This is a genomic window from Pseudomonas sp. E6002 (genome assembly GCF_013385565.1).
Taxonomy (GTDB): Bacteria; Pseudomonadota; Gammaproteobacteria; order Pseudomonadales; family Pseudomonadaceae; genus Aquipseudomonas.
The window spans coordinates 185,130-204,296 of sequence record NZ_JACAPT010000018.1 but is presented as its reverse complement, the minus strand read 5'-3'; the positions used below and the strand labels follow the sequence as shown (position 1 = coordinate 204,296).

Annotated in this window: 24 protein-coding genes; 10 read left to right on the top strand and 14 right to left on the bottom strand. The window is 61.2% G+C overall.

The genetic code is table 11. The features are described 5' to 3' along the window. Positions 1 to 281: 281 nt before the first annotated feature. Positions 282 to 1,298, bottom strand: a complete 1,017-nt coding sequence (locus tag HX815_RS16360) for a DUF4917 family protein (RefSeq protein WP_003212103.1) — start codon at positions 1,296 to 1,298, stop codon at positions 282 to 284. 127 nt (positions 1,299 to 1,425) lie between these two features. Here HX815_RS16360 and yiaY point away from each other — a divergent pair, with 127 nt between their 5' ends. Next, complete coding sequence (gene yiaY, locus HX815_RS16355) at positions 1,426 to 2,574, top strand: L-threonine dehydrogenase (RefSeq protein ID WP_003212101.1); 1,149 nt, start codon at positions 1,426 to 1,428, stop codon at positions 2,572 to 2,574. On the opposite strand, the gene HX815_RS16350 is transcribed toward yiaY, so the two are convergent. Then, positions 2,541 to 3,728 carry an MFS transporter gene (locus HX815_RS16350; RefSeq protein WP_134325870.1) on the bottom strand — a complete coding sequence of 396 codons (1,188 nt, stop codon included), beginning with the start codon at positions 3,726 to 3,728 and terminating at the stop codon, positions 2,541 to 2,543. The genes yiaY and HX815_RS16350 overlap by 34 nt on opposite strands. A gap of 115 nt (positions 3,729 to 3,843) precedes the next feature. Between HX815_RS16350 and HX815_RS16345 the strand changes: the two genes are divergently transcribed. The 5 genes from HX815_RS16345 to HX815_RS16325 all read left to right on the top strand — a co-directional run bounded on the left by HX815_RS16345 (position 3,844) and on the right by HX815_RS16325 (position 9,190). Next, positions 3,844 to 4,518, top strand: coding sequence for an NAD(P)H-binding protein (locus HX815_RS16345; protein ID WP_102604145.1), 675 nt, complete (start codon positions 3,844 to 3,846; stop codon positions 4,516 to 4,518). After that, entirely contained in the window at positions 4,519 to 5,430 is a 912-nt protein-coding gene (locus HX815_RS16340; protein WP_003212094.1) for a LysR family transcriptional regulator, read from the top strand. A 240-nt stretch (positions 5,431 to 5,670) separates the two neighbouring features. Next, a complete protein-coding gene (locus HX815_RS16335; protein WP_102604147.1) occupies positions 5,671 to 6,864 on the top strand; it encodes a CaiB/BaiF CoA-transferase family protein in 1,194 nt (397 codons plus the stop codon). After that, on the top strand, positions 6,861 to 7,799 hold the full coding sequence (locus HX815_RS16330; RefSeq protein ID WP_177008902.1) for a hydroxymethylglutaryl-CoA lyase: 939 nt from the start codon (positions 6,861 to 6,863) through the stop codon (positions 7,797 to 7,799). Before HX815_RS16335 ends, HX815_RS16330 begins: the two co-directional genes overlap by 4 nt. Positions 7,800 to 7,858: 59 nt before the next feature. Further along, positions 7,859 to 9,190, top strand: a complete 1,332-nt coding sequence (locus HX815_RS16325; RefSeq protein ID WP_177028572.1) for an MFS transporter — start codon at positions 7,859 to 7,861, stop codon at positions 9,188 to 9,190. Here HX815_RS16325 and HX815_RS16320 read toward each other — a convergent pair whose 3' ends face one another. Beyond that, positions 9,191 to 9,679, bottom strand: a complete 489-nt coding sequence (locus HX815_RS16320; RefSeq protein ID WP_177008904.1) for a DMT family transporter — start codon at positions 9,677 to 9,679, stop codon at positions 9,191 to 9,193. It abuts the gene before it with no gap. A gap of 68 nt (positions 9,680 to 9,747) precedes the next feature. Between HX815_RS16320 and HX815_RS16315 the strand changes: the two genes are divergently transcribed. Then, on the top strand, positions 9,748 to 10,665 hold the full coding sequence (locus tag HX815_RS16315) for a LysR family transcriptional regulator (protein ID WP_008437802.1): 918 nt from the start codon (positions 9,748 to 9,750) through the stop codon (positions 10,663 to 10,665). 6 nt (positions 10,666 to 10,671) lie between these two features. Here HX815_RS16315 and HX815_RS16310 read toward each other — a convergent pair whose 3' ends face one another. Further along, positions 10,672 to 10,956: a type II toxin-antitoxin system RelE/ParE family toxin gene (locus HX815_RS16310; RefSeq protein ID WP_008437803.1), complete on the bottom strand. Its 285-nt coding sequence runs from the start codon at positions 10,954 to 10,956 to the stop codon at positions 10,672 to 10,674. Continuing rightward, complete coding sequence (locus tag HX815_RS16305) at positions 10,946 to 11,185, bottom strand: CopG family ribbon-helix-helix protein (RefSeq protein WP_008437804.1); 240 nt, start codon at positions 11,183 to 11,185, stop codon at positions 10,946 to 10,948. The genes HX815_RS16310 and HX815_RS16305 overlap by 11 nt, the downstream gene beginning before the upstream one ends. Positions 11,186 to 11,394: 209 nt before the next feature. On the opposite strand from HX815_RS16305, the gene HX815_RS16300 reads away from it, so the two are divergent. Further along, positions 11,395 to 11,922 (top strand): DUF4142 domain-containing protein, encoded by a 528-nt coding sequence (locus HX815_RS16300; RefSeq protein WP_003212082.1) that lies wholly within the window; start codon positions 11,395 to 11,397, stop codon positions 11,920 to 11,922. Between the two features lie 55 nt (positions 11,923 to 11,977). Here the strand turns inward: HX815_RS16300 and HX815_RS16295 are convergent, their stop codons facing one another. From HX815_RS16295 to HX815_RS16270, 6 genes are all read right to left on the bottom strand, one after another. Next, positions 11,978 to 12,403 (bottom strand): low affinity iron permease family protein, encoded by a 426-nt coding sequence (locus HX815_RS16295; RefSeq protein WP_003212079.1) that lies wholly within the window; start codon positions 12,401 to 12,403, stop codon positions 11,978 to 11,980. 110 nt (positions 12,404 to 12,513) lie between these two features. After that, positions 12,514 to 12,996: a methylated-DNA--[protein]-cysteine S-methyltransferase gene (locus HX815_RS16290; RefSeq protein WP_177028571.1), complete on the bottom strand. Its 483-nt coding sequence runs from the start codon at positions 12,994 to 12,996 to the stop codon at positions 12,514 to 12,516. Between the two features lie 89 nt (positions 12,997 to 13,085). Then, positions 13,086 to 13,418 carry a hypothetical protein gene (locus tag HX815_RS16285; protein ID WP_003212076.1) on the bottom strand — a complete coding sequence of 111 codons (333 nt, stop codon included), beginning with the start codon at positions 13,416 to 13,418 and terminating at the stop codon, positions 13,086 to 13,088. Between the two features lie 22 nt (positions 13,419 to 13,440). Then, entirely contained in the window at positions 13,441 to 13,851 is a 411-nt protein-coding gene (locus tag HX815_RS16280; protein ID WP_003212074.1) for a type II toxin-antitoxin system HicB family antitoxin, read from the bottom strand. Between the two features lie 23 nt (positions 13,852 to 13,874). After that, positions 13,875 to 14,057, bottom strand: a complete 183-nt coding sequence (locus HX815_RS16275; RefSeq protein ID WP_177028570.1) for a type II toxin-antitoxin system HicA family toxin — start codon at positions 14,055 to 14,057, stop codon at positions 13,875 to 13,877. Between the two features lie 171 nt (positions 14,058 to 14,228). Continuing rightward, a complete protein-coding gene (locus HX815_RS16270) occupies positions 14,229 to 15,137 on the bottom strand; it encodes a LysR family transcriptional regulator (RefSeq protein ID WP_087692622.1) in 909 nt (302 codons plus the stop codon). Between the two features lie 95 nt (positions 15,138 to 15,232). On the opposite strand from HX815_RS16270, the gene HX815_RS16265 reads away from it, so the two are divergent. Further along, positions 15,233 to 16,396: an MFS transporter gene (locus tag HX815_RS16265; RefSeq protein ID WP_177028569.1), complete on the top strand. Its 1,164-nt coding sequence runs from the start codon at positions 15,233 to 15,235 to the stop codon at positions 16,394 to 16,396. Next, positions 16,393 to 17,583, top strand: coding sequence for an MFS transporter (locus HX815_RS16260; RefSeq protein ID WP_177028568.1), 1,191 nt, complete (start codon positions 16,393 to 16,395; stop codon positions 17,581 to 17,583). Before HX815_RS16265 ends, HX815_RS16260 begins: the two co-directional genes overlap by 4 nt. On the opposite strand, the gene HX815_RS16255 is transcribed toward HX815_RS16260, so the two are convergent. The 3 genes from HX815_RS16255 to HX815_RS16245 form a co-directional block, all read right to left on the bottom strand. Then, the gene (locus HX815_RS16255; RefSeq protein ID WP_003212064.1) at positions 17,576 to 17,884 is read right to left on the bottom strand and encodes an addiction module antidote protein; all 309 of its coding nucleotides are present in this window, start codon (positions 17,882 to 17,884) and stop codon (positions 17,576 to 17,578) included. The two genes, HX815_RS16260 and HX815_RS16255, sit on opposite strands and share 8 nt — an antisense overlap. Positions 17,885 to 17,886: 2 nt before the next feature. Next, the gene (locus HX815_RS16250; protein WP_134325879.1) at positions 17,887 to 18,180 is read right to left on the bottom strand and encodes a type II toxin-antitoxin system RelE/ParE family toxin; all 294 of its coding nucleotides are present in this window, start codon (positions 18,178 to 18,180) and stop codon (positions 17,887 to 17,889) included. A gap of 161 nt (positions 18,181 to 18,341) precedes the next feature. After that, the gene (locus HX815_RS16245) at positions 18,342 to 19,154 is read right to left on the bottom strand and encodes a helix-turn-helix transcriptional regulator (RefSeq protein ID WP_008437810.1); all 813 of its coding nucleotides are present in this window, start codon (positions 19,152 to 19,154) and stop codon (positions 18,342 to 18,344) included. Positions 19,155 to 19,167: the final 13 nt, after the last annotated feature.

The following is a 19,167-nucleotide window of genomic DNA, read 5'->3' as shown; positions in this document are numbered from 1 at the left end:
GATGGCCGCAAGTAGGCACGGTGGAGCGGGTAAATCGGCAGGGATGCCGATTTAGCCGCGCCGGGCCATGGATGGCCCGTCGCGGCGGCCCGCGGAATCGGGCCGGAGTGCGGGCATGCCGAGCCTAAGCGAGGCACCGAGTGGTGGGGCAAAGCGTTTTTTGGTTACTTTTTTAGGCGTTTGTAAAAAAGTGACCCGCTGTAAGAGCGGAACCATAAGTGGCCGTTACCGCAGCAACGGATATGTACACCCCACCCCACCCCACCTCACCCCAACTACCATCACCGCTCCACGGGCACCGAAAGCCCCGAATTCCCAAGCGCATGACTACGCGCATCAAAAAACCGCAACTCCACCTCCATCCCCTCAAACAGCTCCGCAAAACGCCGCTTCTGCTGCTGGATAAACCCCGCACTGCGGCCAAACACCGAAATCGCCAACGTGCTGATCTTCGCCTGTCGAATCGCCTGCACCAGATGCACATCCTGCGCGCCGAGGTGATGCCCAAAGATGCATAGCCCACCTTCATGGCCCAACAACTGCTCGTAACAGAACGACAAATAGTCAGAACTGCGAATGGTCTTCAGCTTCTCCTCAACCTTGCCCTCGCTGACAAACAACGGCACATCATCCAGCGTCTTGATCGTGTTGTTGATCGCAAAACTGCTGAGCAACGTGCTGTCAGTGGTCGGCAATTTACGCGCCGTACCATCAAGGTTACGCACCAGGTGCAGGCCACCATGCAGATACAAAATGCGCGTGGTGTCGCAAGCAGTATTACGCAGGTCAAAGCTCGCATCGGCACTGCGAAACAGATCGTCGATGCCCGGCGCATGCAGGATCGCCCAGTAGTTGAGCAGGTCGTAATTGCTGGTGAACACCGTCGGGTAACTCGCCAGCTCCTGATGGAGGGTCGCCAGTGTCGACGGCTTCACCAGGCGCCACGGAATATGCACGCTGTGGATCGTATTGATCAGCGCTTCCTTGATCGCGTAATAGCGATTACGCGGCGCAGCCGAGCTGACCGCCAGGGCCTTGTTGACCCGGCTGGTGGTTTTCAGTGCACCCAGCACCTGCTCGAAGCTGCGGGTCTGCATCGCGTCAAACACGCTGAGTTCGGACTGGCTCAGGGGTTTTTCTTCCACGGTGCGGGCGTTTTCGAACAGTGAGTCGTAGGCAAAATCTTCCCACACTGCGCGGCTGGCGCCGTTGCCGATCAGGATCCCGCTGATGGCGGTACTGCTGCGCAAGGCGTTCCAGTCTTCTAGGTGGGCATCAAAATCCTGGGAATCCTTCATTGCGGCGGGTCTACTCGAAATCGGCTGGGCGGTGACTTTATCACGAGCGGGCGTTGATCCTGGTCAAGATGCCGCAGGCAATCGAGGTCGATGCTGTAGGCATAACGACTTTAAAGGATTAGCCACCATGAGCAGCACCTTCTTCATTCCCGCCGTCAACATCATGGGCCTCGACTGCCTCGACGAAGCCATGACCGCGATTCGCAACTACGGTTTTCGCAAGGCGCTGATCGTCACTGACGCCGGGATGGCCAAGGCAGGTGTGGCCAGCATGATCGCCGAGAAGCTTGCGATGCAAGACATCGACTCGGTGATCTATGACGGCGCCAAGCCCAACCCGAACGTCGATAACGTCGAAAAAGGCCTGGCACTGCTGCAGCAGAGCGCCTGTGATTTCGTGGTGTCACTGGGCGGTGGCTCACCCCATGACTGTGCCAAGGGCATTGCCCTGTGTGCAACCAACGGCGGGCACATCGGTGACTATGAAGGCGTCGATCAGTCGGCCAAACCGCAACTGCCGCTGGTAGCCATCAACACCACCGCCGGCACGGCCAGCGAAATGACCCGCTTCTGCATCATCACCGACGAAACCCGCCACGTGAAAATGGCCATCGTCGACCGTAACGTCACGCCGCTGCTGTCGGTCAACGACCCGGCGCTGATGGTCGGCATGCCCAAGGGCCTGACTGCCGCCACCGGCATGGACGCACTCACCCACGCAATCGAAGCCTACGTGTCCACGGCTGCCAACCCGATCACCGACGCCTGTGCGATCAAGGCCATCGAACTGATCAGCGCCAACCTGCGGATTGCGGTGCGCGACGGTAAAGACCTGGCCGCCCGGGAGAACATGGCCTACGCGCAGTTCCTTGCCGGCATGGCCTTCAACAACGCGTCCCTGGGGTTCGTGCACGCCATGGCGCACCAGTTGGGTGGGCTGTATGACTTGCCCCACGGCGTGTGCAATGCGGTGCTGTTGCCCCATGTGCAAAGCTTCAACGCCAGCGTCAGCGCCGAGCGCCTGAGCCATGTGGCACGGGCCCTTGGCGCAGATATCAAGGGTACGTCGGTGGAAGAGGGCGCCCAGGCGGCCATCGCGGCGATTCGCAGCCTGTCCCAGGATGTGGAAATTCCTGCCGGGTTGCGGGAGCTGGGCGCCAAGTTGCAGGACATCCCGCTGCTGGCGTCCAACGCCCTGAAGGACGCCTGCGGCCTGACCAACCCGCGGCGGGCGGATCAGCGTCAGATTGAAGAGATCTTCCGCAGCGCGTTCTGATCAGTCCTGGCCATGGCGACGCACAGCAGTGCGCCGCCCGCCAGCGTCACGCATAACACCGCCAACGGCCAGGCCTGCTGACTCGCCAGCAGGCTGGCCACGCCACCGATCGCCGCCGCCATCAACTGATGCATAAAGCCGCTCAAGGCCATGGCGTAGGAGCCGCTCACCGGTGATTCATCATTGGCCAGCGACAGGCTGATGGGATAACTCATCGATTGGCCGAACACCGCCAGGCAATACGGCAGCCACAGCAGGATCGCCAGCCCATTGGCAAACAGGCTGCCCAGCAACATCGTCGCGCTGCCGCACATCACCAACGCCACGCCCCAACTCATCATCGACAGGCGCCCGGTGCGGGCGACGAGGCGATTGACCATCAACGCCCCCGCCAGATACGCCCCGCTGATTGGCCAGCCGAGCCAGCCATATTGCGCGGCGCTCCACTCGAAATGGCCCTGCAAAATCAACGGTGCGCAGGTGTTGAACGCGATGATCACCCCGTAACCCAAACCGCCCGCCAACGCAGGCCGCAGGAACGCCGGATGGCGCAGGATCGTGCCGTAGATGCGCCAGGCCGAGACGTGCCCGGCGGCTTTTTCCAGTGTCGCAAACACCACCCGTTGCAGCGCAATCATCAAGCCGACAGCCGCGACCGCCAGCCCATAAAAGATCGCCTCCCAACCAAACGCCACTTGCAACAGCGAGCCCACAAACTGCCCGATGCCCAGGGCGATCACGAACGTCATGCCCAGCCACGACAAACCTTTGGCCAACAGGGCACCGCTGAAGCTGTCACGAACCAGCACCCGCGCCATCACCGACACACCGCCCGCACCGAGGCCTTGAACCAGGCGCAGGCCGAGGAACGATTCGAGGCTGTAGGCGGACGGAATCGCCGCACTGGCCAGCGCATACAGCGCCAACGCTGCCAGCAACACCGGCTTTCTACCCAGGCGCTCACCGAGGCTGCCCCAGAGCAGCATCGGCAACGCCATGCCGATCAAGTACACCGCCAGGGCCAGTGCCACCTGGTCCTCTGCAGCGGTCAATGACAAGGCAATCGCCGGCACGGCGGGCAGATAACTGCTGATGCCAACCTGGGACAAAAAGGCCGCGCTGCAGGCAATGGTGAGGGTCGTGGTGCTTTTCAAGGGGCAAAAGATCCTGTTGAGCAGTAAGCTGCAAGCCGCAAGCTACAAGTTGCCAGTGGGTTTGTCTCTACCTTGCAGCATGAAGCTAACCGCTTGTCGCTTAGGAACCAACCTTATGAGAGTTCTATTATTCGGCGCCACCGGCATGGTCGGCCAAGGCGTGTTGCGCGAGTGCCTGCTGGCCAGTGACGTGCAGGAAGTCGTCGCCGTCGGCCGTACCGCGCTGACCCAGGAACACGGCAAGCTGCACCAGGTGCTGCATGCCGACATGTTCGATTTCCAGCCCCTGGAGCATCTGCTGCAAGGTTTCGATGCCTGCTTCTTTTGCCTGGGCGTTTCTTCGGTGGGCATGGATGAAGCCAAGTACACCCATTTGAGCTACGACTTGACGCTGGTGGCCGCCAGCACCCTGGCGCGGCTCAACCCGCAGATGACCTTTATCTACGTGTCCGGCGCCGGTACCGACAGCAGCGAAACCGGCAAAACCATGTGGGCACGGATCAAGGGCAAGACCGAGAATGCGTTGCTGCGCCTGCCGTTCAAGGCGGTGTACCTGTTCCGTCCCGGGGTGATCCAGCCGTTGCACGGCGTGCGCTCGAAAACCCCGCTCTACCAGTCCATCTACACCGTGGTCGGCCCGTTGTTGTCGCTGCTGCGCCATGTGCGACCGGCCTGGGTGGTGAGCACTGAAACCGTTGGCCGCGCAATGCTCTCGGCCGTCCGGCACGGTGCACCTCTGCCGGTGGTGGAGCAGGCCGATATCAATCGCCTGGCCACCGAGCGCGCCTAGATGCTGCACAAAAGCCTGGTTCGCCGCCTTGACCTGATCACCCTGCAATTGTTTGTGGCAGTGCATGAGGAAGGCACGCTGACCCGCGCCGCCGCCCGTGAAGCTATCGCGGTCTCGGCGGCCAGCAAGCGCTTGATGGAGCTGGAACAGGTGCTGGGCGTCAGCCTGTTTGTGCGCCAGGCCAAGGGCATGCAGCTCACGGCTGCCGGCGAGACCTTGCTGCACCATGCACGGCAGATGCTGTTCAATGTCGAGAAGATGGGCCTGGAGCTGGGCGAACACAGTCACGGCGTGCGCGGTTATGTGCGGATGCTGGCGAACCTCTCGGCAATCATTCAGTTCCTGCCCGAAGACTTGCGCGACTTTTCCGCGCTGCATCCACAGGTGAAGGCCGACCTGGAAGAGCGGCCCAGCAATGGCGTGGTCCAGGGTGTGATTGACGGCGTTGCGGACCTGGGCATCTGTTCCAGCGACACCGATACCAAAGGCCTGCCCGGTGTGACCTATCGCCGGGACAAACTGGTGGTGCTGATGCCGGCGGATTACCCGTTGGCCTCGCGCAAGACCCTGACGTTCGCCGAGACGCTGGACAGCGACTACGTGGGGCTGCATTCCGCCAGTTCGATCAACATGCGCACCCATGCGGCGGCGCGGGAGGCGGGCAAGGTGCTGCGCTTGCGGATCCATGTGCCGGGCTTCGATGCCATGTGCCGGATGGTCCAGGCCAACATGGGCATCGGCATCCTGCCGCAAAAAGCCTATGAACTGTTTGGCCGCGCGTTGGGCTTGCACGCGGTGCCGCTGACGGATGCCTGGTCGGACCGCAGCCTGATCCTGGTGGTGCGTGACGAGGCGCAGCTGTCGCCGGTGAGCCGGTTGTTGTTCGATTACCTGCGGCGGGAGCAGGCGTAAGCAAACGCTGTGGCGAGGGAGCTTGCTGTGGCGAGGGAGCTTGCTCCCGCTGGGCTGCGTAGCAGCCCCAAAAAAGCCGGGAGCGCTACGCACTCCAGCGGGAGCAAGCTCCCTCGCCACAACCACTCCTTACTCAAGCGTTCGCATATGGCGAACGCTCGTTGCCAACTGACGGTTGGATTTCTACTGCCTGCGTCCTCTAGCCTTGGCCCCACATTCCAAGAACAAGAGGTACACCCCATGACGGCTCCCCTGAGCGGTATCAAGGTGATCGAGATCGGCACCCTGATTGCCGCGCCCTTCGCCGCCCGGCTGATGGCCGAGTTTGGCGCCGAGGTGATCAAGATCGAAGCCATGGGGCAGGGCGATCCGCTTCGCAAATGGCGAAAGCTGCACGAAGGCACGTCGCTGTGGTGGTACCTGCAATCGCGCAACAAGAAGTCCCTGGCCCTGGACCTCAAGTCGGCAGAAGGCCTGGACCTGGTCAAGCAACTGCTGGGCGACGCCGACGTGCTGATCGAAAACCTGCGCCCCGGCGGCCTGGAAAAACTCGGCCTGGGCTGGGACGTGCTGCACGCCCTCAACCCCAAGCTGACCCTGGTGCGCATCTCCGGCTACGGCCAGACCGGCCCTTACCGCGACCGCCCGGGCTTCGGTGCCATCGGCGAGGCCATGGGCGGGATTCGCTACACCACCGGCAACCCGGATTCGCCACCGGCGCGGGTCGGCGTGAGCCTCGGTGATTCCCTGGCGTCGCTGCACGGTGTGATCGGCGCGCTGATGTCGCTGCTGCGGGTCAAGACCGGCCAGGGCGATGGCCAGATTGTCGACGTGTCCCTGGCCGAAAGCGTGTTCAACCTGATGGAAAGCCTGGTGCCGGAATACGACATGCTTGGCCATGTGCGTGAACGCAGCGGCGGCGCCTTGCCCGGCATCGCACCGTCCAACACCTACCTGACCGCCGATGGCGCCTATGTGGTGATCGCCGGCAACAGCGACCCGATCTACAAGCGCCTGATGCTCGCCATCGGCCGCGCCGACCTGGCCGAAGCGCCGGAGTTTGCCCACAACGATGGCCGCGCTGCCAAGAGCGGCCTGCTGGACGCCGCCATCACCCACTGGACCAGCAGCCTGCCCATCGACGAGGTGCTCAGTGCCCTGGAAGCCGCCGAAGTACCGGCGGGGCGCATCTATTCAGTGGCTGATATCGTCGCCGATCCGCACTACCAGGCCCGCGACATGCTGCTCAGCGCCGACCTGCCCGGCGGCCTCACGGTGAAGATGCCCGGTATCGTGCCCAAACTGTCGGAAACCCCCGGCGCGGTGAATTGGCAGGGCCCGAGCCTGGGCCAGCACACTGATTCAATCCTCGGCGACCTGGGCCTGAGCGGCGCCGATATTCAACGCCTGAAATCCTCGGGAGTGGTGCAATGAAAAACTATTCCGATGCGCTGATCGTGCAGGAAGTCTCGCCCCGTGACGGCCTGCAAATCGAGCCGACCTGGGTCGAGACTGTCGACAAGATCGCGTTGATAGACCAACTGTCCATGGCCGGGTTTTCCCGGATCGAAGCCGGCTCGTTCGTGTCGCCCAAGGCCATCCCTGCGTTGCGCGATGGTGAACAGGTTTTCCAGGGCATCACCCGTCATCCCGGGGTTATCTACGTGGCGTTGATCCCCAACCTCAAGGGCGCCCAGCGTGCTATCGAGTCCCGGGCCGATGAGTTGAACCTGGTGATGTCCGCCAGCCAGACCCACAACCTGGCGAATATGCGCATGCGTTGCGAGGCATCGTTGGCCGCATTCGGCGATATCGTGAGCTTTGCTGCCGAGCACCCGGTGCGCCTCAACGGCAGCATCGCTACCACTTTTGGTTGCCCGTTCGAGGGCAAGATCGATGAGGACCGCGTGCTGCAATTGGTCGACGCTTACCGCGAGCTGGGCATCCAGGGCATCAGCCTGGCCGACACCACCGGCATGGCCAATCCGCGTCAGGTCGAGCGCCTGGTCAAGCGCGTGCTCGAACGTGTTCCGGCGAGCGACCTGACCCTGCATTTCCACAACACCCGCGGCCTGGGTTTGTGCAATGTGCTGGCCGCCTACGAGGCCGGTGCGCGGCGGTTTGATGCGGCATTGGGCGGCCTCGGCGGTTGCCCGTTTGCGCCCGGCGCGTCGGGCAATATCTGCACTGAAGACCTGGTCAACCTGTGTGATGAAGTCGGGATCCACACCGGCATCGACCTGCCGCACCTGCTGAAAATGTCGCGGCAACTGCCGGCCTTGCTGGGCCATGAGTTGCCGGGCCAGGTGGCCAAGGCCGGGCGCAATTGCGACCTGCATCCGCCACCGGCCTACATCGCCACCTTGTAAGCCGTAACCAGACAACAAAAACAATCGGACGCCTGCGAGCAGTCCGCTGGAGAGAATCGATGAGCCTTAATACGTTGGAGGCCGGCGTGCGCCCGGCCGCTGAACACGATGCCGAAAAAGCCCTGGTCAGCAAGGTCGCCTGGCGCCTGATGCCGCTGATCATGGTCTGCTACCTGTTCGCGTTTTTTGACCGCATCAACATCAGCTTCGCCAAGTTCCAGCTACAGGCCGACCTGAGCCTGAGTGACACTGCCTATGGTCTCGGCGCCGGGCTGTTTGTGGTGGGCTATGTGATCTTTGAAGTGCCGAGCAACATGATGCTGTACAAGGTCGGCGCCCGCCGCTGGATCGCTCGCATCATGATGTCGTGGGGGCTGGCGACGGCCGCTATGGTGTTCGTCACGGCCGAATGGCAGTTCTACGGCCTGCGTTTCATCATCGGTGCGATGGAGGCCGGGTTTGCCCCGGGCGTGCTGTATTACCTGACGTTGTGGTTCCCGCAGCACTACCGTGGGCGTATCACCTCGATGCTGTTCTTGGCGTCGGCGTTTGCCGGGCTGGTGGGCGCGCCGTTCTCCGGGCTGGTGCTGGAACACCTCGACGGTGTGCTGCAAATGCGCGGCTGGCACTGGTTGTTCTTGCTCGGTGGCTTGCCCTGTGTGGGCCTGGGGTTCCTGGTGCTCAAGCTGCTCAAGGATCGTATCGAGGATGCCCACTGGCTGACCCCGTCGGAGAAGACGTTGCTGGCCAGTCGCATTGCCGTGCATGAACCCCACAAGAGCGGTGGCTCGTTGCTGGCTGCATTGCGTATCCCAGGCTTCCTGATGCTGGGTTTTATCTACTTCCTGATCCAGGTGGCGTCCTACGGGTTGAACTTCTGGGCGCCGCAACTGATCCGCAGCGCCGGCACCCAGAGCCCGGTGATGATCGGCTTGCTGACGGCGATTCCCTACGTCTGCGGCGCCATTAGCATGGTGGTGATCGGACGCTTGTCCGACGCCACCGGCGAACGTCGCAAGTTCGTCAGCGGCCTGGTGGCGCTGGGGGCGGTGGGGTTCTTCTGTGCCGGGATCTTTGCCGATCACACCACGTTCCTGATCGTCGCCCTGAGCTTGCTGGGCGCGGGGATCATCGCTTCGATCCCGACGTTCTGGACGCTGCCGCCGAAGTTGTTGGCCGGTGCCGGCGCGGGCGCTGCTGGCGGGATCGCGGTGATCAACACGTTGGGCCAGTTCGGCGGCATCGTCAGCCCGGTGATGGTCGGCCGGATCAAGGACCTCGCCGGCAGCACCACGCCGGCGCTGTATGTCATCGGCGTGTGTGCGTTGCTGGCGGCGGCGCTGTTGCTGTGGGGCTTGCCTCAGAAGCTGCGCACCCTCGACAAGCGCTGATCAGCCGGCGGTCACCAGCGAGCGGGTGGGTGCGGCACTGAATTGAATCAGGGCCACACCGCCAATCAACATCAGCGCCCCGATCAACCGGGGCGCGGTCAATTGGCGTTCCACCAGCCCGAACAAGCCGAAGTGGTCCAGCATCAACGAGGCGACGATTTGCCCGGCCATCGCCAGGGCGATAAACCCCGAGGCGCCGAGCTTGGGCATCAGGATCAACGCCAGCGAAATGAAGCACACGCCGAACGCGCCGCCGCTCCACATCCACAGCGGCGCCTTGGTGATAAAACCCAGGTTGGGCAGCGGCAGGCGCAGGGCCAGGATCACCGGCAGCAGCACGACGATGCTCACCAGCAGCGAGGCCAGGGTGGCCCACAGCGGATGCCCCAGGCCGCGTCCCAGGTTGGCGTTGATCGCGCTTTGAAACGGCACCACTGCCCCGGCAAACGCGGCCAACAGCAACAAACCTACCCAATGCAACGTCGTCATGATCAATCTCCCAGAGGTTTTGCTGGACTCTAGGCTATTCGTCGCGCAAATTTAAATTCCAAGTTCTTATGCAGAACATGCAGCTGATGAATGATCTACGACGCATCGACCTTAACCTGCTGGTGATCCTTGATGCCTTGCTCAGCGAGCAACACGTGACCCGTGCCGCCGAGCGCCTGCACCTGAGCCAGCCGGCGGTGAGCCACGCGCTGGCGCGGTTGCGGGATTTGCTCGGAGACGCGTTGCTGGTGCGCCAGGGCAGCTCGCTGGTGCCCACTGCTCGTGCTCTGGAACTGGCCATGCCGCTGGCGGAAGCGCTGGCCCAGGTACAGGCGCTGCTGGAGCCCAATCGTTTTGATCCGGCGTCGGCCAAGCGCACCTTCCGGGTCGCCATGTCGGACTACAGTGCGGCGATTTTCTTGCCGGGACTGGTGCGCACCTTGCGCCGGGAAGCGCCGGGGATTGATTTGCAGATTATCCAGGCCAGTCGCGAAGGCATGCTTGACGGTGTGCTCAATGGCGATATCGACCTGGCGGCCGGGGTGTTTCCCGACATGCCTGCCGAGCTGCGCAGCACGCCGCTGTTTGAAGAGCATTACGTGTGCCTGGTGGACCGCGACAGCCTGCCGGCAAGCGGTGTACTCGACCTGCCAACCTATCTGGCGCGGCCCCACGTATTGCTGGAAATGCGTGGCAGCGGCACCCCGGAAATCGAACGGGCGCTGACGGCGATTCGTGAGCGCCGGCACGTGTCTATCAGCTTGCCTCATTGGGGTGTTGCGCCGCAGTTGATCCAGGGCACGGACCTGATTCTTACCGTGTCGTCTCGCGGGCTGCTGAACATTGATCACGAACAGTTGTTGGCGGTGCCGCCGCCGTTTCACATTCCGTCGTTTGCGTTTGTGCTGGCGTGGCATTCGCGGCGGGGTGGGGACGCGGCGTTGCAGTGGTTGAATGGGCAGGTGCAGGTTGTGATACAGGGTTGATCGGCGTTACCAACTGTTCGGTGGTTGGCGCCGTGTGTGAAATATTCGAAGAACCTGTAACCGTCCCTCGCGAATACGATATGGCACGAGATAGGGCCAGCGTGGCATCACCCACTCACGTGTACCAGGAACGCGTCCTTCTCGACCCATCGCCGGAAACTCAGCAACATGCTCAAGCCCCGTCCGGATGGCCTGAACAAACTCATAAGCCGCTTTGGGGTTTTCCTGGGCGATGAAAGCTGCTTCATCATCAAGATTTTTGAGTGCTGCCTTCAGCCACTCAACGCGCATTGGCACGCCATTTGTTTGCCACTGCGTCTACTTCGGCGGCAGTTGCAAAGTCACCCGCATCGGCTTCTTTCAACGCCTTTTGAATTTCCTCGATTTGCCATGCTTCACGCGTCAGGTATTCGCGTAACGCATCGACGGCGAGGAACGATTTGCTGCGCCCGGTGGCCTTGGCAAGGCTGGCGAGTGTTTCGGAGATGTCTTCAGGTAGACGTAATGACATGACCGACATAAGTGCCTCGATGTAGTGATGTGTAATACAACATACTACATTGTCACCGTTGCATCGTTGTGTCCCGTTCGTCAGGACTGCTCCTCAGTAAGCCCTGACGACCGTTCGTCGCACTGGCAAGTTTTTTCTAAACCTTTGCCGCCCTGAAAATTCAGATTCAGAGCGGGGCTCGTTTCCCTGCACCTGTTTATTACCTGGAGGAACCCATCATGAGCCGCATGGCTATCCGGTTACGCACCGCCAGTTTCGCGATGCTGCTGGGCCTCGGCGCCAGCAATGCTTTCGCCCAGTCGCCTGCCGATTTCATCGAGCAGGCTTCGGCCAAGGGCATGGCCGATATCGAGACCAGCCGCATGGCACACGCCAAGACTTCGTCCCAGGAGATCAAGGACTACACCATCGAAGTCATCAATGAACGCACCCTGGCCAATCAGCACCTGGCGGCCATCGCCAAGAAGCTCGACTTGCCGGTGGCCCCACGGGACAAGATCGTCGACAAGGCCGAATCGCTGATGCCCGAGCTCAAGGACGGCGACTCCTTTGACGCCGCCTACACCGCCCAGCAGATCAAGGCCAACGAAGACGCGATCGCCTTGTTCAAGCAGGAGGGCGCCGAGTCGGATATCCCGGAAATAAAGGCTTTGGTGGATGAGACCTTGCCCAAGTTGGAAGAGCGCCTGGAGAAAGCCCGGGCGCTGGCGTCGACGTACGGTAAGGGTCACCAGGGCGACGGTTGATTGCCTTGAGTACCCCATGAAAAACGGTGGCTGGAGTGATCCAGCCGCCGTTTTTTTATGCCTGGTTCAGGTCCGTCTTGGACCGGCCATTGTCATCCGTTGTTTCGGTAACCAGCGTCGTCACAGTGATGGTTTCACTGTCGCCGATGGTCTTGTATTCCTTGCGCAGTTTCTCCAGTTCCTTGCGGTCCAGGCCGTCCAGGCTCAATACGGCGTTTTGTGCATCCTTGGTGGCGCGCAGCAACTCGTCAATCTTGATATGCAAAATGTCGTTGTCGCGGTTTTGCGTGTTCTGGATCAGGAACACCATCAGGAAGGTGATGATGGTGGTGGAGGTGTTGATGATCAGCTGCCACGTGTCGTTGTAGTGGAAATAAGGCCCGCTCAGACTCCACAGGAGGATCAATCCCACCGCCGCGTAGAACGTGCGGGCGCTGCCTGCCCAGCGGGACAGGGATTGTGAGATGGCGGAGAATTTCATGACCGTTTTCCTATAAGGGTGGGTGATGAAAATACTGACCGCAGGCGCGCTCTGAAATTTCTTTTTACAATTGAGGATCTGAACAAAGTTGTACGTTTTCCTGCTGGGGGTCAGCCGTGATCCTCCAGCGCCAGCAGATACTGCTTGGCCTCAAGCCCGCCGGCGAACCCGGTCAAGCCACCCGACGCACCAATCACCCGATGGCACGGCGCAACAATCGAAATCGGATTGCGCCCGTTGGCGGCGCCGACGGCACGCACGGCCTTGGGGTTGCCTATCTGCGCAGCGATCTGGCTGTAGCTGCGGGTCTCTCCGAACGGGATGGTCAACAGCGCCTGCCAGACCGACTTCTGGAAGTCGGTGCCGGCGAAGTCCAGTTCCAGCTCGAAACGGTTGCGGGCACCGGAGAAGTACTCCTTCAACTGTCGCTCGGTCTCCAGCAGTACCGGGCTGTTGCTGGCTTCTTGCAGGGCACCCAGGCGAACGCGATTGGGCCGCTCTTTTTCCCAGAGGATGGCGGTGAGTTTTCCGTCACGGGCCACGAGGGTCAGTTGGCCGACGGGGGAGGGCATGTATTTGTATTCGTAGGACATGGTCGGGCTCCTTGAGTGGGTATGGCTCTACTGTAGATGGGCCGACCCAGGGTGGAACTACGTTTCTTGCGGTCGAATTCGCGAACGACTTAGAAGTTCCAGTAAACCCAATCGGCGTAATACGGATACCAATAAAACCACGAGAACCAGTACAGCGCCTTGAGTACCGATGCCGTGCCAATGACAAAAAATGAAGCGATGTTGAGCAGCGTGATGATCACGGCAAATACGGTTACACGCCGACTGGCATGCAGTTGGGCAAACCGGGCGCCATAAACGGAGGCGGTGATGGACGCCAGCACCAACACGAGTCCCAGCGCAAAGGGCAGCCTGAGGAACGAGAGCAGCAGAGGAGCGATCAGCACCCAGCCCAGTACCTTGCGCAGTACGGGGCTGGGCGTGCGGTGTGAGGGAGGGAGCATTGCGCGGTTCCTTGAAGTGCTGTTACCGGTCTTGTTGCAATACCTTGAGGGCAGCAGACGCAAGAAAGCCCGAACGGCTTTTTTCTTCCGGATGATGCAGGACGTATTCGTCAATGCGGTTCAGCAGGTAGCCGGGCAACGTGATATTGAGTTTCTGTGCCTTGCCCAGGTACTTGGTCACATCAATATCCACCACCGCCCACGTGCAGCCGGCATATTGCGGGTTGGCGGCATGGAGGGTGACTTTCTGTGCTGTAGGAATGGGCGCACCGTCTTCTGCGAGGATCTCGAAGTGGCCTTCGATCGCTTCGCGGGCCATGGCCATGGCGTCGTCCAGATCATCTCCAGCTGAGAAGCAACCGGGAATGTCCGGGACTTCCACACCCCAGGCATGATCCTCGTCACCGGTTGAAATTGCGATTGGGTACAGCATGTTTGTTGTCCTCCACGAACGTGTTAGCTGAGCAGAGCTTGTTTCAAAATGCTCTTTGCGGTCTTGTCCAGCAGGTCCTTTTTAGGATGGGGAATCGTCACCAGCCCCGGCTTTGTCGGGTGCTTGAAATGATGATGGCTGCCTCTGATTCGCACCAGATGCCAGCCATCCGCAACGATGTGACCTATCAAATATCGGCTGTCCACATCACCTCCTTGTGGTGTGTGTTGGTGGAGACTATAACCACTGAAAATAAATTATCAACACTCTACCTACCAGCGGTCGATGACCGGTGTTTCTGTAGGGCGCGTATGTAGTGTATGAGCGCATGGGGACGGTGCCCGGCGGAGGTATTGCGAGGTTTTTCGAGAGAACAATCAGGCTTTCTGACGAGCCTGCAGCAACTCATCAATTACCGTGAGAAATGCCGTGACCATCAAGCTGCTTGCGCCGCTGCGCGTAAGAACGAGCAGCCGTGCATACGCTTCCGCGTCCACCAACGGCCGATACGTCACGCCCTTGTTCATCAAACTCTGCGTACATTCCGGCACGAGCGCCACACCTTGTCCCGCCGCCACCAGTGCAATGATCGAGGTAATTTGCCGTCCCGACGGCCCGGCCCTCAGTGGCAAACCTTTGTGCCGATAAAGCTGCTCAATGGACTGGTTAAGCCCGGAGCCATAATCGGCTGGGAACAGAATCAACGGGTACCCACTCAATTGCGCCAGGCTGACCTCGGCCTGGTTGGCCAACGGGCTGTCGCTGGACACCGCCGCCACCAGCCGCTCCTCACCCAACGACAACGCTTGCACCTCAGTCTGACCGTCCTGGGGCAGTAACCGGCTCAGGCCGATATCCAGGCGGCCATCAGCCACCTGTGCGCCCAGGCTGCCGGAGGCGCATTCCACCAGCGTCAGTTGCACATCGGGAAAGCGTTGGGCGAAGGCTTGAATCGCCTGGCTGAACAAGTCCGACAGGGCTATCGAACTGACGTAACCCAGCGCCAGTTGCCCGGCGGCACCCGCCGCCAGTTTGCCCGCGATGACTTCAGCGAGGTCGACCTGCTCCAGCACCGCCCGTGCGTAGGGCAGGAACGCGCGCCCCTGGGGAGTGAGCGAAACCGTGCGACTGGTGCGGTCGAACAGGCGAAATCCCAGCTCAGTCTCCAGCGCGGAAATCTGCCGGGTCAACGGCGGCTGGGCCAGGTGCAGGCGAATGGCCGCTCGGCCGAAGTGCAATTCTTCGGCGACGGTCAGAAAGTAACGCAGCTTGCGTAGGTCGAGCATCCTGGCCCCAGGGTATTGATCGGTTCGAAATCGGTATTGGTCTCAGGTGTGCGGGTCATTCTATAAAGGCCTCAGATAATAAAACGAGAGGTTTCATGAAACCGCGCCTGCATTGTGCCCGTCTTGCCCTGTTCCTGTGTGGCTGCGCGGCGTTTCTCAACCTCTACGCCACCCAGAGCATTTTGCAGAACCTTGCCGCCAGCTTTGAAGTGAGCGCCAGGGCGGCCGGTTGGAGCATTACCGTCACCACCTTGGCGGTAGCGCTGACCGCGCCCTTTGTCAGCCGCCTGACCGGGCGTTTTGAGCAACGCACGGTGATCTCGGCGGCCGCGCTGTTGCTGGCGTTGCCGGCTTTGATGACTGCCTATGCCAGCAGCTTTGCCGAACTGCTGGTGTGGCGCTTTATCGAAGGCATGCTGATCCCCGTGGTGTTCGCCACCAGCGTGGCCTACATCGGTGATCGCTGGCGCGGCGGCACCGTCACCGAAGTCACCAGCCTCTATGTGGCCGGCACCGTGCTCGGCGGGTTTGCCGGGCGCTTCGTCACCGGTGTGATGACCGAGTACGTCGGCTGGCGTGAAGCCTTCGAGCTGTTGGCAGTGTTGAGCCTGATGGTGGGCGGGTTAATCCAGTTCCTGCTGCCGGGCAATCCACCCCGAATTGCGCGACCTTCAACCACCTGGGCCGATGTGCTCGGCACGCCGTTGCTGGCAGCCTACGCCGTAGGATTTTGCGTGCTGTTCTCCCAAGTGGCGACGTTTACCTACGCTGGCCTTTACCTCAGCCAAGCCCCGTTCGACCTTGGCCCGGCGGCGCTGGGCACGATCTATATGGTGTTCCTGCTGGCCCTGGTGGTCATTCCCGTTGCCGGGCGCCTGAGCAAATCCCGCCCGCAATCCGAACTGCTGACGGCGGCTGCGGTGCTTGGCGTTTGTGGCTCGGGCCTGACCTTGCTGCCATCCCTGTGGTGCATCGTATTGGGCCTGGCCCTCAGCTCCACGGGCGTGTTCCTCGCCCAGGCCGCCGCCAGCGCCTTCACCACCGCCACCGCCCGCCACAACAAGGCCGGTGCCGTGGGCCTGTACCTCACCTGCTATTACCTGGGCGGCAGCTTCGGCGCCATCGTCCCGGCGCTGATCTGGGGGCGTTGGGGTTGGGTGGGGTGTGTGGCGCTGATCATCGGTTTCCAGCTACTGTCGTTGCTGATCGCCCTGGCGGGCTGGAAGCCCCTCCAACCTGAACTGAGCAAGACCTCATGAGCGATGCCGTTGCCCTGCCGGTACCCGAGACTTCCGCCCGTCGCCGCTCGTTGATCGCCGGCTGCAGCGCCCACGCGATTCACGATGGCCTGACCGATGTGATCTACGTGCTGCTGCCGATCTGGCAAGCGCAGTTCGGCATGACCTACGCCCAGGTCGGCCTGCTGCGCGGTGCCTATTCCGGGATGATGGCGGTGTTTCAGCTGATGGCCAGTCGCGCCGCCAAACGCTGGGGACGCACGCCGATGCTGGTGGGCGGCACGGCGCTTGCCGGTGTTGCCTATCTGTTGGTGGGGCAGGCGATCGGGTTGGGCATGTTGTTGCTGGCGCTGCTGTTGGGCGGGCTGGGGGCGAGTACCCAGCATCCGCTGGCTTCTTCGATGATCACCGACACCTACGAGAGCGGTGGTGGGGTCAAGGAAGCGCTGTCTCAATACAACTTCTCCGGGGACATTGGCAAAACCCTGGTTCCCGGGCTGGTCGGCCTGTTGCTGACCGTCATCAGCTGGCGCGCGAGCGTCACGCTTCTTGGAATGCTGGGATTGGCCGCGGCGGGGTTGCTGTGGTGGCTGATCCCAACGCAGGCAGCGGCGTCTGCTTCCGGCAAAACCGCCAAGACCTTGATCGGAAGTGGCTCGGTCAGCGGTCTGCGTGCGCTGATCGTCACGGGCACACTCGACAGTGCCGTGCGGATGGGCTTTCTCACGTTTCTGCCCTTTCTTCTGAAAGCTAAAGGCGCCGGCACTGCGGGCATCGGTCTCGCGCTGACCATGCTGTTTATCGGCGGCGCCTTCGGCAAATTGCTCTGCGGCTACCTCGGCGCACGCATCGGCATGATGAAAACCGTGTGGCTGACGGAGAGCAGCACGGCGGTGTTGATCGTTGCGGCGGTGTACCTGCCGTTGAGCGGGTTGATGGTGATGTTGCCGGTGTTGGGGCTGGCATTGAATGGCACGTCGTCGGTGCTTTACGGCGCGGTGCCGGATCTCGCTGGCGCAGGTAAACGAGAGCAGGCGTTTGCCGTGTTCTACACCGGCACCATCGGCGGGGGCGCGTTGGCGCCGGTTCTGTTTGGCGGGCTGGGGGACTTGATGGGCGTGCCGGTGGCGGTGATGGTGCTGGCGGGGATGTTGTTGCTGACGTTGCCGTTGGCGTGGGTGGTGCAGCGGGGCTGCTCACTCAAATAATCGAATGATTGGCGACATGCCCCGGCTGTGCTTGCAGATCGATACCCAGTGCGTGAAGCACCTTGAGTACCGTTTCGAAGCGGGGCTTTGCTCCAGGGGCAAATGCCTTGTACAGACTCTCACGGCCCATGCCGGTATCGGTCGCGACCCGCGCCATCCCGCGAGCTTTGGCCACGTACCCGACGGCCCTGAGGAACTCCTCATTATCGCCGTCGGCCAGAACTTGAGAAAGGTATTCGCTGATGGCTTCATCACTGTCGAGCAGTGCCGCCATATCAAATGTCGTCAGTGTTTGGCTCATGATCAAACTTCCTTTGCCAGTTTTTTTGCTCGCCGGATGTCGGCGTCTTGTGAGGATTTGTCGCCACCGGCCAGCAAGACGATGACGGTTCTTCCTCGCTGCGTGAAATACACTCGATAACCCAGACCGATATCTACGCGCATTTCCGAGACACCATTGCCTACCGTCTTTATATCGCCCAGATTGCCAGCAGATGCGCGATCGATGCGCCGGGCGATGGCGATTTTTGCGCGTAAATCAAGTATTGCTGAATGCCAGGTAATGAAGGTCTGCGTTTGCTGGACTAGATAGTTCACGGATTTTCACTGTATCCATATGGATACTTGCTGGCAATAGGCATGAGCACGTGCGCGCGGCGCGGTTAGGCGCAGGAGAATGATGTGAGTAAGGCTAAGGATTCAAATGGTCTCTTGTTGCGAGCGATTGCAGTGTCGAAGTCTCTTGCAGTTGCTGGCGCCTAATCCATCAAGGATGCGATCCGCTGCGCATCCTCCGGCGTCGCCGGGTTGTACACCACCATATTCAGATCCTTGCGCCCATCGACCGCAAACACCGAATACTCAAATTCGATCGGCCCCAACACCGAATGGCGTATCCGCTTGATGCGATCACCATGGGCGCCCTGAACATCGTTTTCGCTCCACATCGCCTTAAATTCAGGGCTGCGTCGACACAGTTCATCCACCAGCGGCTGCACCTGCTCCGCCGCGCCTGAGCGCGCCGTATCAATCCTGAAAGCCCCCAACACAAACCGCGCCACGCTTTCCCAGTCGTATTGGGCCGCGCGGGAATTGGGATCAAGGAACATGAACCGCAGGATATTTCGCTGTTCCGGCGCCTGGGATCCGTAGTCCATCAACATCACCGTCGCCGCCTGGTTCCAGGCCACCACGTCCCAGGTCGCCGTACGCAGGATCGCGGCGCTGGGGTTCAAGGCATCCAGTACCCGTTGCAGGCGTGGCGTCACCGTTTCGTTTTGCTGATAGCGCACTTCGGGTGGGCGCCCGAAGGCCAGCAGGAACAGATGCTCGCGTTCGATATCGGTCAACATCAGCGCATGGGCAATCCGCTCCAGCACTTCCACCGACGGCGCGCCGCCACGGCCCTGTTCGAGCCAGGTGTACCAGGTGGGGCTGATGTTCGCGCGTTGGGCCACCTCTTCGCGGCGCAAACCTGGCGTACGCCGTCGTGCCGATGAGAAGCCGAATGCCGCCGGATCAAGCCGGGTACGTCGGTCTTTCAGATAGCTGCCCAACTGGTTTGCGCTCATAGCCTGTTAGCCT

Excerpts from the sequence above, each read along its gene's own strand:
- HX815_RS16360 (WP_003212103.1), bottom strand. The coding sequence starts at position 1,298 with ATGAAGGATTCCCAGGATTTTGATGCCCACCTAGAAGACTGGAACGCC.
- yiaY (WP_003212101.1), top strand. The coding sequence starts at position 1,426 with ATGAGCAGCACCTTCTTCATTCCCGCCGTCAACATCATGGGCCTCGAC.
- HX815_RS16345 (WP_102604145.1), top strand. The coding sequence starts at position 3,844 with ATGAGAGTTCTATTATTCGGCGCCACCGGCATGGTCGGCCAAGGCGTG.
- HX815_RS16340 (WP_003212094.1), top strand. The coding sequence starts at position 4,519 with ATGCTGCACAAAAGCCTGGTTCGCCGCCTTGACCTGATCACCCTGCAA.
- HX815_RS16335 (WP_102604147.1), top strand. The coding sequence starts at position 5,671 with ATGACGGCTCCCCTGAGCGGTATCAAGGTGATCGAGATCGGCACCCTG.
- HX815_RS16330 (WP_177008902.1), top strand. The coding sequence starts at position 6,861 with ATGAAAAACTATTCCGATGCGCTGATCGTGCAGGAAGTCTCGCCCCGT.
- HX815_RS16325 (WP_177028572.1), top strand. The coding sequence starts at position 7,859 with ATGAGCCTTAATACGTTGGAGGCCGGCGTGCGCCCGGCCGCTGAACAC.
- HX815_RS16320 (WP_177008904.1), bottom strand. The coding sequence starts at position 9,679 with ATGACGACGTTGCATTGGGTAGGTTTGTTGCTGTTGGCCGCGTTTGCC.
- HX815_RS16315 (WP_008437802.1), top strand. The coding sequence starts at position 9,748 with ATGCAGAACATGCAGCTGATGAATGATCTACGACGCATCGACCTTAAC.
- HX815_RS16310 (WP_008437803.1), bottom strand. The coding sequence starts at position 10,956 with ATGCGCGTTGAGTGGCTGAAGGCAGCACTCAAAAATCTTGATGATGAA.
- HX815_RS16305 (WP_008437804.1), bottom strand. The coding sequence starts at position 11,185 with ATGTCGGTCATGTCATTACGTCTACCTGAAGACATCTCCGAAACACTC.
- HX815_RS16300 (WP_003212082.1), top strand. The coding sequence starts at position 11,395 with ATGAGCCGCATGGCTATCCGGTTACGCACCGCCAGTTTCGCGATGCTG.
- HX815_RS16295 (WP_003212079.1), bottom strand. The coding sequence starts at position 12,403 with ATGAAATTCTCCGCCATCTCACAATCCCTGTCCCGCTGGGCAGGCAGC.
- HX815_RS16290 (WP_177028571.1), bottom strand. The coding sequence starts at position 12,996 with ATGTCCTACGAATACAAATACATGCCCTCCCCCGTCGGCCAACTGACC.
- HX815_RS16285 (WP_003212076.1), bottom strand. The coding sequence starts at position 13,418 with ATGCTCCCTCCCTCACACCGCACGCCCAGCCCCGTACTGCGCAAGGTA.
- HX815_RS16280 (WP_003212074.1), bottom strand. The coding sequence starts at position 13,851 with ATGCTGTACCCAATCGCAATTTCAACCGGTGACGAGGATCATGCCTGG.
- HX815_RS16270 (WP_087692622.1), bottom strand. The coding sequence starts at position 15,137 with ATGCTCGACCTACGCAAGCTGCGTTACTTTCTGACCGTCGCCGAAGAA.
- HX815_RS16265 (WP_177028569.1), top strand. The coding sequence starts at position 15,233 with ATGAAACCGCGCCTGCATTGTGCCCGTCTTGCCCTGTTCCTGTGTGGC.
- HX815_RS16260 (WP_177028568.1), top strand. The coding sequence starts at position 16,393 with ATGAGCGATGCCGTTGCCCTGCCGGTACCCGAGACTTCCGCCCGTCGC.
- HX815_RS16255 (WP_003212064.1), bottom strand. The coding sequence starts at position 17,884 with ATGAGCCAAACACTGACGACATTTGATATGGCGGCACTGCTCGACAGT.
- HX815_RS16245 (WP_008437810.1), bottom strand. The coding sequence starts at position 19,154 with ATGAGCGCAAACCAGTTGGGCAGCTATCTGAAAGACCGACGTACCCGG.